Source organism: Salinicola peritrichatus (assembly GCF_003206715.1).
GTDB classification, from domain to species: Bacteria; Pseudomonadota; Gammaproteobacteria; order Pseudomonadales; family Halomonadaceae; genus Salinicola; species Salinicola peritrichatus.
This window is the reverse complement of the sequence record NZ_PZJU01000045.1, coordinates 22834-38135: the sequence shown is the minus strand read 5'-3', so window position 1 is coordinate 38135 and position 15302 is coordinate 22834. Positions and strand designations below refer to the sequence as shown.

General features: G+C 64.3%; 14 protein-coding genes. 12 read left to right on the top strand and 2 right to left on the bottom strand.

Annotated features, from left to right (window positions below):
* The 8 genes from DOM57_RS15760 to DOM57_RS15725 all read left to right on the top strand — a co-directional run.
* Positions 1–982: L-talarate/galactarate dehydratase (locus DOM57_RS15760; RefSeq protein ID WP_110650147.1), on the top strand; the 982-nt coding region annotated here is incomplete at its 5' end.
* A 184-nt stretch (positions 983–1166) separates the two neighbouring features.
* Positions 1167–2495: an enolase C-terminal domain-like protein gene (locus DOM57_RS15755; protein ID WP_110650146.1), complete on the top strand. Its 1329-nt coding sequence runs from the start codon at positions 1167–1169 to the stop codon at positions 2493–2495.
* A gap of 297 nt (positions 2496–2792) precedes the next feature.
* Complete coding sequence (locus DOM57_RS15750) at positions 2793–3794, top strand: TRAP transporter substrate-binding protein (RefSeq protein WP_110650145.1); 1002 nt, start codon at positions 2793–2795, stop codon at positions 3792–3794.
* Positions 3795–3877: 83 nt separating this feature from the next.
* Positions 3878–4399 carry a TRAP transporter small permease gene (locus tag DOM57_RS15745; RefSeq protein ID WP_110650144.1) on the top strand — a complete coding sequence of 174 codons (522 nt, stop codon included), beginning with the start codon at positions 3878–3880 and terminating at the stop codon, positions 4397–4399.
* 3 nt (positions 4400–4402) lie between these two features.
* Positions 4403–5683 (top strand): TRAP transporter large permease, encoded by a 1281-nt coding sequence (locus DOM57_RS15740; protein ID WP_110650143.1) that lies wholly within the window; start codon positions 4403–4405, stop codon positions 5681–5683.
* Between the two features lie 66 nt (positions 5684–5749).
* Entirely contained in the window at positions 5750–6550 is an 801-nt protein-coding gene (locus DOM57_RS15735; RefSeq protein ID WP_110650142.1) for an NAD-dependent epimerase/dehydratase family protein, read from the top strand.
* Positions 6551–6791: 241 nt separating this feature from the next.
* The gene (locus tag DOM57_RS15730; RefSeq protein WP_110650141.1) at positions 6792–7535 is read left to right on the top strand and encodes a FadR/GntR family transcriptional regulator; all 744 of its coding nucleotides are present in this window, start codon (positions 6792–6794) and stop codon (positions 7533–7535) included.
* 106 nt (positions 7536–7641) lie between these two features.
* A complete protein-coding gene (locus tag DOM57_RS15725) occupies positions 7642–9219 on the top strand; it encodes an aldehyde dehydrogenase (NADP(+)) (RefSeq protein ID WP_110650140.1) in 1578 nt (525 codons plus the stop codon).
* A 437-nt stretch (positions 9220–9656) separates the two neighbouring features.
* On the opposite strand, the gene DOM57_RS15720 is transcribed toward DOM57_RS15725, so the two are convergent.
* On the bottom strand, positions 9657–10604 hold the full coding sequence (locus DOM57_RS15720) for an AEC family transporter (RefSeq protein ID WP_110650139.1): 948 nt from the start codon (positions 10602–10604) through the stop codon (positions 9657–9659).
* Between the two features lie 255 nt (positions 10605–10859).
* On the opposite strand from DOM57_RS15720, the gene DOM57_RS15715 reads away from it, so the two are divergent.
* Genes DOM57_RS15715 through DOM57_RS15705 form a run of 3 tightly spaced genes read left to right on the top strand, consistent with a single transcriptional unit; the run spans position 10860 to position 13605 of the window.
* The gene (locus DOM57_RS15715; protein WP_110650138.1) at positions 10860–11657 is read left to right on the top strand and encodes an alpha/beta fold hydrolase; all 798 of its coding nucleotides are present in this window, start codon (positions 10860–10862) and stop codon (positions 11655–11657) included.
* Entirely contained in the window at positions 11654–12535 is an 882-nt protein-coding gene (locus DOM57_RS15710; protein WP_110650137.1) for an alpha/beta hydrolase, read from the top strand. The genes DOM57_RS15715 and DOM57_RS15710 overlap by 4 nt, the downstream gene beginning before the upstream one ends.
* A complete protein-coding gene (locus DOM57_RS15705) occupies positions 12532–13605 on the top strand; it encodes a patatin-like phospholipase family protein (RefSeq protein WP_110650136.1) in 1074 nt (357 codons plus the stop codon). Before DOM57_RS15710 ends, DOM57_RS15705 begins: the two co-directional genes overlap by 4 nt.
* A gap of 9 nt (positions 13606–13614) precedes the next feature.
* On the opposite strand, the gene DOM57_RS15700 is transcribed toward DOM57_RS15705, so the two are convergent.
* Complete coding sequence (locus tag DOM57_RS15700; RefSeq protein ID WP_110650135.1) at positions 13615–14181, bottom strand: Smr/MutS family protein; 567 nt, start codon at positions 14179–14181, stop codon at positions 13615–13617.
* Positions 14182–14338: 157 nt separating this feature from the next.
* Between DOM57_RS15700 and prmB the strand changes: the two genes are divergently transcribed.
* Positions 14339–15295: a 50S ribosomal protein L3 N(5)-glutamine methyltransferase gene (prmB, locus tag DOM57_RS15695; protein ID WP_204352999.1), complete on the top strand. Its 957-nt coding sequence runs from the start codon at positions 14339–14341 to the stop codon at positions 15293–15295.
* Positions 15296–15302: the final 7 nt, after the last annotated feature.

Below are 15302 nucleotides of genomic sequence, written 5' to 3'. Positions count from 1 at the left end.
GCATCAGGGCATCGGCTTCAGCTACTCCAAGCGTGCCGGCGGCTATGGCCAGTTCGCCCATGCCAAGGAGATCGCTCCGGCGATTCTCGGAGAGGACCCCAACGACACCGGCAAGCTGTGGCAGAAGCTGGTCTGGGCGGGAGCCTCGGTAGGGCGTAGCGGGCTGTCGACCCAGGCGATCGCCGCGGTCGACGTCGGGCTGTGGGATCTCAAGGCCAAGCGCGCCGGCCTGCCGCTGGCCAAGCTGCTCGGCGCCCACCGCGACTCGGTGCAGTGCTACAACACGTCGGGTGGGTTCCTGCACACGCCGATCGAGGAGGTGAAAGAGAACGCCACCCGCTCGCTGGAAAATGGCATCAAGGGCGTCAAGATCAAGGTTGGCCAGCCGGACATGCGTGTCGATCTGCAGCGCGTGGAAGCGGTGCGCAAGCACCTGGGCGACGACGTGCCGCTGATGCTCGATGCCAATCAGCAGTGGGATCGCGCCACGGCGCTGCGCTTCGGCCGCGCCATGGAGCCGTACAACCTAGTGTGGATCGAGGAGCCGCTCGACGCCTACGACGCGGAAGGCCATGCGGCGCTGGCCAGCGCTCTCGACACCCCGATCGCCACCGGCGAGATGCTGGCCAGCGTCGGCGAGCACATGGAGCTGATCCGTCACCGCAGCGTCGACATCATCCAGCCCGATGCGCCGCGTATCGGTGGCATCACTCAGTTCCTGAAGCTTGCCACGCTGGCCGATGCCGCTGGCCTGCAACTGGCGCCGCACTTCGCCATGGAAATTCATCTGCACCTGGCGGCGGCCTATCCCAGCGAGCCCTGGGTCGAGCATTTCGACTGGCTCGAACCGCTGTTCAACGAGCGCCTGGAAACCCGCGATGGCCGCATGCTGGTGCCGGATCGCCCGGGTTTGGGCATCACCCTGACCGAGCAGGCCCGTCGGTGGACGGTGGATAGTGCCGAGTTCGGCCAGCGCGGCTAGGGGAAACGCTGCATAAATGTCTGCGCAGGCGAATCGCTGCGTTGCGCGGTGCTGGAGCGCCAGCCCGGTCGGAATCCTCACCTATACCCCATAGGCTCGCGCTCCGTACGCCTTGCGCTTCATCCTGCTCGCCGATTTATTCGGCGCTTCCCTCATCAATAAGAGCATGGACAGGAGTACGAGCATGAATTTTCCCAAAGTCCGCAAGATGAGCGTGGTGCCGGTCGCCGGCTACGACAGCTTTCTGCTCAACCTGAGCGGTGGCCATGCGCCTTGGTTCATCCGCTGCCTGCTGATTCTGGAAGACGATGCCGGCCATCAGGGCGTCGGCGAGATTCCGACCAGCGACGGCATTCTCAAGGGGCTGGAGCAGTGCCGCTCGCTGGTCGAGGGCACGCCGGTCAATGAGGTGAAGCGGACCCTCAACCGCGCGCGGCGGGTGTTGGCAGGCAACGGTCGCGAGGAGCGGGGCCGCCAGACCTTCGATCTGCGCGTCGCGGTCCACGTGCTGACGGCGATCGAGTCGGCGCTGTTCGACCTCTACGGCCAGGCGCTGGGACAGCCGGTCGCCGATCTGCTCGGCCGCTACGGGCGCCAGCGCGACGAGGTCGAAGCACTCGGTTACCTGTTCCTGCTCGGCGATCCCGACAAGACCGATCTGCCGTATCCCAGGGCGGAGAACCCGGTCGACGCCTGGGACGAGCTGCGCCGCCGCGAGGCATTGACGCCGGAGGCGGTGGCCGATCTGGCCAGGGCGGCCTTCGATCGTTACGGCTTCAAGGATTTCAAGCTCAAGGGCGGGGTGCTGCGCGGCGAGGAGGAGGCCGACTGCATCCGTGCGCTGCACGAGGCGTTCCCGGAGGCGCGACTGACCCTCGACCCCAATGGCGCCTGGACGCTCGACGAGGCGGTGCGGGTACTGGAACCGATCAAAGATATTCTGAGCTACGCCGAGGACCCCTGCGGCCAGGAGCAGAGCTGGTCCGGGCGCGAAACCATGGCCGAATTCAAGAAGCGCACCGGCTTGCCCACGGCGACCAACATGATCGCCACCGATTTCAAGCAATTGCAGTATGCGGTTCAGCTCAACGCGGTCGACATTCCGCTGGCGGATTGTCACTTCTGGACCATGCAGGGCGCGGTGATGGTGGGCGAATTATGCGACGAATGGGGCATGACCTGGGGCTCGCATTCCAACAACCATTTCGATGTGTCGCTGGCGATGATGACGCATGTCGCTGCCGCTTGTCCGGGCAATATCACCGCCATCGATACCCACTGGATCTGGCAGGACGGCCAGCGTCTGACCGAGCGGCCGTTCACGATTCGCGAAGGCAAGCTGACACTGCCGCAGGCGCCGGGGCTCGGCATCAAGCTCGACATGGCTCAGGTCGAGCAGGCTCACGCGCTCTATAAACGCCTCGATGTGCGTAGCCGCAATGATGCCATGGCGATGCAGTATCTGATCGATGGCTGGACGTTCGATCCCAAGCAGCCCGCCCTGGTGCGCTGAAGCCCGGTATCGTTCCACTGTCACGAAGGGAAAGACGGCCCTGGCGAGCGAACGGCGATGGGATTGAAACTCGCCGTTTTCATGATTTGCCAGCGAAGTCTTTCCTGTTACGAGAAAAAAGAATCTGGCATAACGCTATGAATTATAATAATTCAAGCTAGAAATTTTAATCTATTACAATGGATTAACTAGACATTGGTCTGCGCTTCCAAAGTCTAATGTTGTCTGAAGTATGATGTATGGCAGCCTTGTCGATGATAACAAACAAGCGTTGTCACCGCTAAAAAGGAGCTCGCCATGTCTTACTCTCTGTATTCCAGAATTCCGCTGTCGCTAGCGGCATTGGCGACGGCCGGTGCATTGATGAGCGTCTCTTTATCCGCCGAGGCGGAAGATTGGCGCGGCTGGAATGTGCATCCCGACGGCTATCCCAATTCCCTGGCGTTGAAGTCGTTTGCCGACGAGGTTTCCGAAAAGACCGACGGACGCATCAATCCCCGCGTCTATAACAATGCGGTGCTCGGAGATCAGCCCGACGCCATCGATCAGGCACGTAGCGGCGCGCTGGATTTCGGTAACTTCAATATGGGGCCGATGGGGCCGATCGTTCCGGAAACCGACGTGCTGTCGCTGCCGTTTCTGTTCAAGGATGTCGATCAGATGTATCGGGTCATGGACGGCGATATCGGCAAGCGCTTTGCCGATGCGCTGGCCGAAAAGAACCTGATCGCGCTGTCCTGGTTCGGTTCGGGATCGCGCAGCTTCTACAACACCGACCATCCCATCGAAGAGCCGGATGATGTCAAGGGGCTGAAACTGCGGGTGATGAACAACGACCTCTACGTGCAGATGGTCGATGCGCTCGGCGGTAACGCTACCCCGATGCCCTATGGCGAGGTATTTCAGTCGCTCAAGACCGGTGTCATCGATGGTGCCGAAAACAACTTTCCCTCGTTCGAATCCAGCAACCACTACGAGGTGGCCAAGTACTTCTCCGAGACCGACCACCTGATCATTCCGGAGTGTCTGTGCATCGCCGAATCGAGCTGGGACGAGCTCTCCGACGAGGACAAGTCGATCGTGCGCACCGCCGCCGAAAACGCGGCTCAGGAACAGCGCAAGCTATGGGCGGAGCGCGTCGAGAAGAGCCAGGAAGTCGTCGAGCAGGCCGGTGTGAAAATCAACCAGGTGAAGGACAAGGCGGCTTTCCAGGCAAAAATGAAGCCGATCTATCAATCCTTCATCGAAGCGCATCCCGACATGGAAGCGCTGATCGACGACATCCGTCAGACCGAGTAAGCCAAACATCGCCGGGCCCCTTGCCGGATTGTTGAGGGCCAGGGCCCGGCGTCTGTCTCCGTCAGTTTCGAGGTGATTTCATCGTGGACAACGCTTCGGATTCCGCCGCGGATACGCGCTCGACATGCGACAGGGTTCTGGATGGCCTGGCGCGATTGTGCCTGATCGTCGCCGGCGTCCTGTTGGTGTTTTTGATCTTTTCGTTCGGCTGGCTGGTATTCGGGCGCTACGTGCTCAACGATACGCCGACCTGGATCGAGCAGTCGTCGCTGCTGATCGTGGTCTATATCACTTGCCTCGGAGCCGCCGCCGGGGTGCGCTTCAATTCGCACCTGAGCATCGACTTTCTGCGCGAGGGCGCGCCACGCATACCGCGCGCGATCATGCATGCCGTGGCCGACGGTTTCGTGATCCTGTTCGGCGCCTTCATGGCGTGGCAGGGCTGGCAGATGATGCTGAGCAACATGGGGCGGCCGATTCCGATGATTGGCCTGTCGGAAAGCTGGCGCGCGGCGCCACTGGTGATCTGCGGTGTACTGCTGGTGATATTCACCGCCGCCAACCTCATTCGACGCCTGATCCCGGGCGCACGGGCAGGAGACTGAACCATGGGACTGGCGATACTCTTCGGTGTCTTCCTGCTCGGCCTGGTCGTCGGCGCGCCCATCGCCTTCGCCGTCGGCCTCGCCGCGATCGTCACCTTCCTGTACGAAGGATTGCCGCTGTTCGTTGGCTTTCAGCGCATCGTTTCGGGCATTTCGGTGTTTTCGCTATTGGCGATTCCGTTTTTCATCTTTGCCGGCGAATTGATGCTGCATGGCGGTATCTCGCGCCGCCTGGTGCGTTTCGCCTCGGCGGCCGTCGGACGCATGCGCGGCGGGCTGGGGATGGTCAACGTCACGTCGTCGATGCTGTTCGGCGGGATTTCCGGCTCGGCGGTGGCCGATACCTCGGCGCTGGGTTCGATTCTGATTCCGGTGATGAAGGAGAAGGGCTACGACACCGATTATGCGGTCAACGTCACCGTGACGTCGTCGATCGCCGGGGTGGTGATCCCGCCGAGCCACAACATGATCCTCTATGCCGTGGCCGCCGGCGGCGGGATCTCCGTCACCCAGCTGTTCATCGCCGGTATCGTGCCGGGCGTGCTGATGTGTCTCGCGCTGGCGGTGGCGGCCTATGTCGTGGCGGTCAAGCGCGGCTATGGCGGCGAGGCGTTTCCGGGGTGGGCGGCGCTGGTCATCAGCTTCTTCGCCTCGCTGCCGGGGTTGTTGACGGCGGTGATCATCGTCGGCGGGGTGCTCTCCGGTATCCTCACGGTGACGGAGTCCGGCGCGTTCGGCGCCATCTACGCCATCGTGATTACCGGATTGGTCTACCGCGAGCTGCGCTGGGAGGCCTTCAAGGCCGCGGTCTACCAGGCGGTCAAGACCACCGCGCTGGTGATGATTCTGGTCGGCTGCGCCTCGGCGTTCTCCTATCTGCTGGCGCTCTACAACGTGCCGGAATTGCTGGTGGGAGCGCTGACCTCGATTTCCGACAACCCCTACGTCATCCTGCTGTTGCTCAACCTGCTGTTGCTGGCGCTCGGCATGATCATGGACATGGCGCCCTTGATCCTGATCTGCACGCCGATCTTCCTGCCGGTGGCGCAGCAGTTCGGCATGGATCCGATCCAGTTCGGCATTCTGATGATGATGAACCTGGGGGTCGGCCTGTGCACGCCGCCGGTGGGGGGGTGCCTGTTCGTCGGTAGCGCCATCGGCGGTATCAAGATCGAACAGACGGTGAAGACCATCTGGCCGTTCTATCTGGCGCTGTTCGCGGTGCTGATGCTGGTGACGTACGTGCCGGCGATCTCGCTCGGGCTGCCGGAACTGCTGCGGTAGTCCGCCCCGGAGCCTTTTGGAGGGGCGCCGTGGCGGCGCCCGTAACCCATTCAAGGAGACGACACCATGTTGAATCGATTACTGGTCACCGGCGCCGCCGGTGGCGTGGGCCGGGCGATCCGGCCGCATCTTGCCCGGCTGGCCAGAAACGTGCGCCTTTCCGATATCGCCGATCTGGGCACGGCGGCCGATCACGAAGAGATCGTTGCCTGCGAGCTATCCGACGCGGCTGCGGTTTCGCGCCTCGTCGCCGGCTGCGACGGTATCGTTCACCTCGGCGGCATCTCGGTCGAAAAGCCCTGGGAGGACATACTCCAGGCCAATATCATCGGCGCTTACAATCTCTTTGAAGCGGCCCGCAAGCAGGGCAGGCCGCGTATCGTATTCGCCAGTTCCAACCATGTCATCGGTTTCTACGAGCGCACGGCGCGCCTCGATAGCAGCGTCCCGCGCCGTCCGGATTCTCTCTACGGCGTCTCCAAGTGCTTTGGCGAGGATCTGGCGAGTCTCTATCACGACAAGTTCGCGGTCGAGACGCTGAGCGTGCGCATCGGCTCCTGCTTTCCACAGCCCAAGGACACCCGCATGCTGGCCACCTGGCTCGGCGTCGAGGATTTCCTGGCACTGATCGAGCGTGCCTTCCGGGCACCCAAGCTCGGTCATACTGTGGTCTACGGCGCTTCCGACAACGACGAGCAGTGGTGGGACAACCACCGCGCGCGCTTCCTCGGCTGGAAGCCCCGCGAGAGTTCCGCGCCCTGGCGCGCCGAAGTCGAGGCGGCTGACGGCAAGCTCGATCCCGCGGACCCGGCCGTGGTTTATCAGGGTGGCAAGTTCGTCACGCTAGGCCATCCCGACGATGCGTGAACGGGCTCTGAGTCCCGCCACGCGGGAGCAAGCTGATATGCTCGCATTTTAGAATCTGTTTACGATCTCGCGAGCTAGAGCCAAACGAGGCGGAAACGCTTGAGGAAGCGGAGTTTACATGGGGTTAAATGAGCATTCCGAAAGTGTTTTCAACACTGTTTGGCCGACGCGCAGCAGATCGTAGACAGGTTCTTAAACCGGACCGGCGCCATGAGGCGTTTATGAAGAGGTAGAAGACACGATGGAGCAGACCCAGGCCTGGACGGTGCAGCGCATCTCGATGCAGGAGAGCCTTTCGCGCCAGATCGCTCAGCAGTTGGAGGCTCTGATCACGCAGGGGAAGATCGCCGTCGGCGACAAACTGCCGACCGAAAGCCAGCTGTGCGAGATGTTCGGCGTCAGCCGGACCGCCGTGCGCGAGGCCATCGCTCATCTCAAGTCGATGGGGCTGGTCGAGACGCGCCGTGGCATCGGCACGCGGGTGCTGAGATCCGCCCCGGAGAGCGCCTTCCCCGTGCGTCGCATCAGCGCGACGACCGTCGAGGATATTCTTCACGTGCTGGAGCTGCGCATCACCCTCGACGCCCAGGCCGCTGCCCTGGCCGCGGAGCGCCATACGGCCGCGGACATCGAGGCGCTCGAGGCGGCGCACGCGGAGTTCCTCGCCGCCTGCGAGGCCGGCAGTCAAGCGCGCCACGAAGACTATGTATTCCATCGGGCGATCGTCGAGGCGACGCATAACCCGTTCTTCGCTTCGCTTTACGAACAGCTCAACGAAGGCGCGATTCCGCGCACCAAGTTGCTCGCGGTGGAACTCGACCCGGCGACCGTTACTTACTACCTTGAAAGAGTCGCGCACGAGCATGCCGAGATTCTCGAGGCGGTAATCTTGGGACAGAGCGATGTGGCACGCGATGCCATGCACCGCCATCTCAAACGGGCGTACGAAAACTACGCCGCCTATCAGGATCGATCCGAAGCATAGGCTGATCGCTGGTTCGCGTCGCGAGGCCGGCGTCGGCCTCGGCGTCGAAGCGCTCGCGAGCGCGGTGACGTCGACGCTTCCCACTCTTCATTTTCTAGGAGGCAACGTGAATCTGACTGGCGAATTACTGATTGGGCAGCAGAGCGTAAAAGGCAGTCGTGATCCCATCGTGGCCATCAATCCGGCCACGGGGGAGCGTCTTTCGCCCGAATTTCCCGGCGGCACGCCGGAAGATGTCGCACGGGCCTGTGAACTGGCCTGGACCGCGTTCGATACCTATCGCGAAACCTCGCTCGAGGAGCGGGCCAAGTTTCTCGAAACCGTGGCCGACGAGATCGAGGCGATCGGCGATGCGCTGGTGGAGCGAGCGGTGGCGGAATCCGGCCTGCCACAGGGCCGCATCCAGGGGGAACGCGGCCGTACCTGCGGCCAGCTGCGACTGTTCGCCAATACCGTGCGCGCCGGCGAGTGGCTCGACGTACGTATCGACCCGGCGCTGCCGGATCGCCAGCCGCTGCCGCGCAACGACCTGCGCCAGCGCCATGTCGCGCTGGGCCCGGTGGCGGTGTTCGGCGCGAGCAACTTCCCGCTGGCGTTCTCGGTCGCCGGCGGCGATACCGCGTCCGCGCTGGCAGCGGGCTGTCCGGTGGTGGTCAAGGCTCACCCGGCGCATCCGGGAACCTGCGAAATGGTCGGTCGCGCGATCCAGGCGGCGGTCAAGAAGTGCGGGCTGCCGGAAGGCGTGTTCTCGATGCTGCACGATTCCGGTTTCGAGGTCGGCCAGGCACTGGTCGCCGACCCGCGCATCAAGGCCGGCGGTTTCACCGGCTCGCGCAAGGGAGGCTTGGCATTGCTGGAGATCGCCCAGCGTCGCCCGGAGCCGATTCCGTTCTACGCCGAGATGAGCAGCATCAATCCGGTGTTCCTGTTGCCGGCGGCGCTCGAGGCGCGCGGCAAGGCACTGGGCGAGGCGTTCGTCGGCTCGCTCAACATGGGCGCGGGGCAGTTCTGTACCAATCCGGGGCTGGTGATCGCGGTACAGGGACCGGGGCTGGATGCCTTCATCGAGGCGGCGGGCGAAACGCTCAAGAGCAGCACGGCCCAGACGATGCTGACGCCGGGGATTCACGAGGCGTACGGTCAGGGCGTCAATGCGCTGGCGACGAACAGCAAGGTTCGCGAAGTGGCGCGTGGATTGGAGGGCGAAGGTGCCAACCAGTGCCAGAGCGCGCTGTTCGTCGCTTCCGGCGAAGATGTGATCGCCGACAAATCGCTCCAGGACGAAGTCTTCGGCGCATCCTCGCTGATCGTCGCCTGCCGCGATGCCGCCGAGGTCAAGCGTGTCGCCGAAGTGCTGGAAGGGCAGCTTACCGCCACATTGCAGATGGACGATGCCGATATCGACGCCGCCAGGGCGTTGATGCCGACGCTCGAGCGCAAGGCGGGGCGCATTCTGGCCAACGGCTGGCCGACCGGTGTCGAAGTGTGCCATGCGATGGTTCACGGCGGGCCGTTCCCGGCGACTTCCGACGCGCGTACCACCTCGGTCGGCACCGCGGCGATCTTCCGCTTCCTGCGTCCGGTCTGCTATCAGGACCTACCGCAAGGCCTGCTGCCAGAAGCCGTCAAGGACGACAACCCGCTCGGATTGCGCCGGCTGGTCGATGGCAAGCGCGAGGGCTGATTGCCAGCACGCAAACTCTCGTCAATCCAACCTCAGGCCGCTTGATAGAGCGGCCTGAGACTGCTGATGAAATCTCCAGCGTCGCCAGAGCCACCTCAAGCGCCTTCCAAGATCGTGCTGGACGGCAATCGCTAAGCCGGGTCTTGCGACATGGATGTCGCAAGAGGCATGCCGGGACAGGGATGTCCTTGCGTGCCGACCCGAAGTACAAGCGATTGATCGACCAGGGTTTCACGGTCTTGTGGCGCTAAAGAGGGGGAGCGGCGAGGGGGCGAGCGTTAAGCCCCCTCGTCATCACGAGCGAGAGATAGGGTAATGTTGCGACAGTTGTGAACTTGACTCACAAGAATACGTTGCCTTGGCAAAGGGGCAGCAATCCGAGGCCGCTCGACAGAGAGCGGCCTCGACCTTTTCCATCCAATGATCCAGCTGATTCCTCAAACCAACCCCAGCCACTTGAGCACGAACAACCCCAGACTCAGGGAGAACATCGAGGCGAAGGTGGTGATGACGATGATGTTGGCGGCGAGTTTGTCATTGCTCTTGAACGCCTTGGCCATGACGAAGCTGGCGGCGGCGCCCGGGCAGCCAAGATAGAGGAACAGAATGCCGAGGGCGGGACCTTCGATACCCAGCGCCAGCGCGCCGAGCACGCCGAGCAGGGGTACCCAGACCAGCTTCCATAGGCTGGCATCGAGCGCGATGACGCTGCTGCTCTTGAACGCCGTCACCGACAGCGTGCCGCCGATGCAGATGAGTCCCAGCGGTAGCGACATGGCCCCGAGATAGCCGCCGGAGGTCATCAGCCAACCCGGCAGATCGATCCTCAACAGTGCCACCGGAATGGCGAAGACGACGCTCAGGATCAGCGGATTCTTGGCCAGGTTGCGCGCCAGCGAACGCAGATCCGTCGCCGCTTCGTCGCTATAGAGCGACAGGATGATCACCGAAAAGAGGTTGTAAATGACGATCACCGCACCGGCGAGGATGCCGCCCACCGAGAGGCCGTAGTCGCCGTATTGACTGGCCGCCAGCGCCAGCCCGACGATGCCGTTGTTGGCGCGGAAGGCGCCCTGGGTGAAGATGCCGCGCTCGGCGAACGGATGGCGCCAGACCGCCCAGGCCCAGGCAAGAAAGAAACTGAGTACGGTATAGCCCACGAAATAGCCGATCAGCTTCGGCTGCAGGGCGCGGTCCAGGTCCGCCTGGATGATGCTCAAGAACAGCAGCGTCGGCATCGTCACCTTGAACACCAGCATCGAGGCGGTGGTGATGAAATGCGAGTCGATCCAGCCGAGCCGTTTGAGTCCCAGACCCAGAAAGACCATCAAGAAGACCGGCAGCGTGATTTCCAGGGTATGGGTAAAAGCAGCCAACAGCCCCATGATTCACTCTCCGCCGCGGACGAGCCAGAATCCCACCACCAGCGCGGCGATCAGAACGGCCCAGAACAGGCGGTTTCGAAGTCGGGTATCGCGATGGGAACCTTTGCGAGACACGGTACAATCCTTGGCAACGGGAAGTGTCCGAACGCGGTATCACGACTGGCGAGCGTCACCGGCGACAGGTTCGTGGCCGGTCCTCGTCAGCCGGGTTGGGCATTCGACGAAAGGCGATAGTTTACGGGAATTCAGATATCGATGCTGCGTTATCCTCTGGTGTTCGCACACGCCAACGGCTTTACCGGGGCCAGTTACCGCACGCTGCTCGAGCCACTGGCCGAGCGTTATACACTGCATCCGCTCGATCGGCTGGCCCACCATCCCGACTTTCCCGTCGGGCGCAACTGGCTTGCATTGCGCGACGAGTACCTGGCGGCGATCGCACCGCTCGAGACGCCCGTCGTCGCCGTCGGCCACTCCATGGGCGGGGTGCTATCGATCATGGCGGCACGTGAGGCGCCGGAGCGCTTCCGCGCAGTGGTGGCGCTCGACCCACCGCTGTTGCTCGGGCGCGATGCCTGGATGCTGAAATTTGCCAAGCTGGCGGGTTTCGCCGATCGGGTGACGCCTGCGGGAAAGACGCTGAAACGTCGGGAGCAGTGGCCAAGTCGGGATGTCATGGCGCGATCGTTGCGGCGTCGGGCGCTTTTCAGTCGCTTTACCGACGAGGCGATGCAGGATTACGTCACCGGTGCCACCCAGGTGGACGCACAGGGCGCGGCGCGCCTGGTCTACGCACCGCGGACCGAGGCGGCGGTGTTCCGCAACCTGCCGGATCACCTTACCGCCGTGGTGAAGCAGCTGCGTGTGCCGTTGAGCGTCGTCGCCGGCGCCGAATCCGACCTGTTGACTCCGCCTCGGCGCCGCTATCTGAGCCGTCTCGGCGTACCGCTGCGCTGCGTGCCGGGAGGCCACATGTTCCCGTTCGAATATCCGGACGAGGCGCGCACGGCGATCGTCGAGGCGATCGACGCCATGACCGGAGAGGCGCCATGACAGCGGACGAGTTGTCGCTTGCCGGCGGAAGGCTGGCGGCGCTGAGCTGGGGCGATGCCGACGCGCCGACCTGGCTGGGGCTGCACGGCTGGCTGGACAACGCCGCCACCTTTGCGCGTCTCGCGCCGCTGTTGGTGGAGGCGCTGGGGATCCGGCTGGTGGCGCTGGATCTGCCCGGGCACGGGCATTCGCGGGCGCGTAGCGACGATGCCGACTATCCCTTGTGGGGCTATCTTCCCGATGTCATCGAGGCGCTCGACACGCTGTCACTGCCGGCGGTGACGCTGATCGGCCACTCCATGGGCGCCGGTGTTTCCAGCCTGCTGGCCGCGGCGTGCCCGGAGCGAGTCGAACGTTTGATCCTGATCGATGGCCTGGCGTCGACCACCTGTGACGCGAGCGAGACCGTCGAGCAGCTACGGACGGCCCTGCGCGCCCGGCGTCGGCCGCGCGGCGATGGCGCCGGTTACGACAGTCTCGAGGCCGCCGTGGCCGCACGGGTGCGCGGCGGCGTGACGCGGATGGACGCCGATACCGCCCGGCCGATCGTCGAACGCAGCCTGTTGCGTGGCGAGGATGGCCGCTACCGCTGGCGTACCGACCGCCGTCTGACGATGCCGTCGCTGCTGCGCTGGGCGCCGGAGCAGATGCTGGCGACGGTCGCCGAGATCGGCGCGCCGGCGCTGTTGTTGCAGGCAACGGGAGGCGTGCTGAACGAACGTCCCCATGTGGGCGAGGCCTGCCGCCGGATAGCGCGACTCGAGCGCCGGGTGCTTTCGGGCGGGCATCATCTGCATCTCGAGCGCGTGCGGGTGGCGCAGGTGGCGGCTGAGGTCGTACGCTGGAGTCAACGACGGGAGCGGGAGGACGAGCGATGAAACCGCGGGTTTCGCTGGTACTGGGCAGCGGCGGCGCCCGCGGCTACGCCCATATTGGAGTGATCGAGGAGCTCGAGGCGCGCGGTTACGAGATCGTCTCCCTCTCCGGCTGCTCGATGGGGGCATTGATCGGCGGCGTCCACGCCGCGGGGCAGCTCGAAGGCTACCGCGACTGGGTCTGTCAGCTCGACTATTTCGACGTGTTGCGGCTGGTCGACATCACCTGGAGCGCCATGGGCGCGATGCGCGCGGGCAGGGTGATGACCAAACTGGAGTCGCTGGTCGGCGATATCGACATCGAAGATCTGCCGATGCCGTTCACCGCCGTGGCGACCGATCTGACGCGCCAGCGCGAAGTGTGGTTCCAGAGCGGGCCGTTGTTGCGCGCGATTCGTGCCTCCATCGCCGTGCCCGGGATCATTACGCCGGTGCAGGAGAACGGTCACGTATTGGTCGACGGTGGCCTGCTCAATCCGCTCCCGATCATCCCCACGGTGTCCGTCGATGCCGATCTGGTGCTGGCGGTCAACGCCACGGCGCAAACGCCGCGCCCGGTGACGCTGGAGGATCTGCTGCCGGCCGACCAGGCGGCCGAAGAGCACGCCCGCGAACTCGAGCGTGAAGCCGCTGGCAAGAGTTTCGGCGGCTGGCTGAAAGGCGTCAGAACCCGGGTGCAGGGAATGATATCGACTTCCGGTGACGACGAGGCGGGCGAGAACGGCAGTTTGGCGAGCCAGACCGAGCGCGCCTGGAGCAAGCTCGACATGATGCTGGCTTCGTTCGACATCACCCAGGCGGCGCTGGCCAAATACAAGGTGGCGGGCTATCCGCCGGACGTGCTGATCGAGATTCCCAAGAGCGTCTGCGGCGCCTACGAGTTCCATCGTGCCGAGGCGCTGATCGAATTGGGGCGGCACCTGGCGGCGCAGGCGCTGGATCGCCACGAATCCCAGCGCGACCAGACTCACGTGCCCGCCGAGCCGACGGATGGCGCGCGCCACCCGGCCGCCAGCGCCGACCCCCAGCGGCGCATGCCGCTACCGCTGTCGTCGCCCAAGCGCCATGGTTGAGACTGCTCGTCAGTCGCCGCGGGTGCGCAGCAGGACGTAGAGTGCGCCGGTGCCGCCGTCGATCTCGCTGGCCGAGCAGAACGCGAGCACCCGCGACCAGTTCCTGAGCCAGGCGTTGACGTGACTCTTGATCACCGGGTAGTCGGCGCCGCTGCCCCGGTAGCCGCGGGCCTTGCCGTGGACCACCAGCACGCAGCGCACGCGGTTGGCAATGGCATCGTCGATGAAGGATTCGAGCTCGGCGCGGGCTTCGTCCAGGGTATACCCATGCAGGTCGAGGCCGCCCTCCCAGGCGATATGGCCGCGCTTGAGTTGGGCGAACGTGCGCGGCGGCAGGTCGGGAATCGCGAACTCGAGCCGCTGATGCGGCGTCACCGCTTCGACGCCGCCGTCCGAAAGCTGCGACTGCAACTGCGGCGGGGCCTGTTCCGCCGCTTCGCGCCTGGCTTCGACGTTTAGCCGATTGCGTCTCGGCTTGCCGGTATCGGCGCGATTGGTCTTCAGCCGCTTGACGCCGGCTGCCTCCAGCGCTTGACGGAAGGCGTTGTAATCGTCGTCGTCGCCTGCATGGATCATTGCCGCTCGCCTCTGCTGGCCGCTGTCGGTGGATGGGAAGCGCGAAATCGGGCGCTAGGGTAAACGATTCCAGCAGCAGTGGCATGACCGGCTGTGAAGCGCATGACCTTGCGGGTACAATCGTCGTCCGTTTTTCCGCCAGATGCGAGCCCTTGCCATGCCTTCGATGCAGTCGACCCTGACGCTGACCGACGATGCCCTCGCCGGTGATCTGATCAGCGTGCGCGACTGTCTGCGCTGGGCGACCAGCGAGTTTCACGCCCATCGCCTGCACTTCGGTCACGGCACCGAGAGTGCCTGGGACGAGGCGGTGGCGCTGGTGCTCGGTGCGCTGCATCTGCCGTGGGACGTCGACCCGGCGGTGCTCGATGCGCGCCTGCTCGGCATCGAGCGCCGGCGCATCGTGGCGCTGGTGCGCTCGCGCATCGAAACGCGACGGCCGCTGCCTTATCTGCTGGGGGAAGCATTCTTCGCCGGCTTCCCGTTCGAAGTTGACGAACGGGTGCTGATCCCGCGCTCGCCGATCGCCGAGCTGATCGAGCAGGGGTTCTCCGCCTGGTTCGACGAGCTGCCGCCGGCACGGGTGCTCGATCTGTGCACCGGCTCCGGTTGTATCGGTATCGCCACCGCGCTCTACCTGCCGACCTGCGAGGTGGATCTGGTCGATATCAGCGTCGAGGCGCTGGAAGTCGCCAAGGCCAATATCGTGCGTCACGACGTCGGCCGGCGCGTACGGGCGGTGGCATCCGACCTGTTCGCGGGCGTGGCCGGCCAGCGTTACGATCTGATCGTCAGCAATCCGCCCTATGTCGATGCCCGCGATCTGGCGGCGATGCCGGCCGAGTTTCGCCACGAGCCCGATCTGGCGCTCGGCGCCGGTCGCGACGGTCTCGATATCGTCCGGCGGATCCTGCGCGAAGCGCGTGCCTACCTGAACGATGGCGGTGTGCTGATCGTCGAGGTCGGTAACTCCCAGCGTCATCTCGAGGCGGCTTTTCCGGCAGTGCCATTCCTGTGGCTGGAGTTCGAGCGCGGCGGAGAAGGGGTCTTTGCGCTGAGCGCCGAGGACCTCGATACCTACGCGGAGCACTTCGCCGCGCCCAACCCGGCCTGACGCTTCG

Bases quoted from the DNA above. Each gene is read 5' to 3' on its own strand.
- DOM57_RS15735 (WP_110650142.1), top strand. From the start codon at position 5,750: ATGTTGAATCGATTACTGGTCACCGGCGCCGCCGGTGGCGTGGGCCGG.
- DOM57_RS15705 (WP_110650136.1), top strand. From the start codon at position 12,532: ATGAAACCGCGGGTTTCGCTGGTACTGGGCAGCGGCGGCGCCCGCGGC.
- DOM57_RS15700 (WP_110650135.1), bottom strand. From the start codon at position 14,181: ATGATCCATGCAGGCGACGACGACGATTACAACGCCTTCCGTCAAGCG.
- DOM57_RS15730 (WP_110650141.1), top strand. From the start codon at position 6,792: ATGGAGCAGACCCAGGCCTGGACGGTGCAGCGCATCTCGATGCAGGAG.
- DOM57_RS15740 (WP_110650143.1), top strand. From the start codon at position 4,403: ATGGGACTGGCGATACTCTTCGGTGTCTTCCTGCTCGGCCTGGTCGTC.
- DOM57_RS15720 (WP_110650139.1), bottom strand. From the start codon at position 10,604: ATGGGGCTGTTGGCTGCTTTTACCCATACCCTGGAAATCACGCTGCCG.
- DOM57_RS15715 (WP_110650138.1), top strand. From the start codon at position 10,860: ATGCTGCGTTATCCTCTGGTGTTCGCACACGCCAACGGCTTTACCGGG.
- DOM57_RS15750 (WP_110650145.1), top strand. From the start codon at position 2,793: ATGTCTTACTCTCTGTATTCCAGAATTCCGCTGTCGCTAGCGGCATTG.
- DOM57_RS15710 (WP_110650137.1), top strand. From the start codon at position 11,654: ATGACAGCGGACGAGTTGTCGCTTGCCGGCGGAAGGCTGGCGGCGCTG.
- DOM57_RS15755 (WP_110650146.1), top strand. From the start codon at position 1,167: ATGAATTTTCCCAAAGTCCGCAAGATGAGCGTGGTGCCGGTCGCCGGC.
- prmB (WP_204352999.1), top strand. From the start codon at position 14,339: ATGCCTTCGATGCAGTCGACCCTGACGCTGACCGACGATGCCCTCGCC.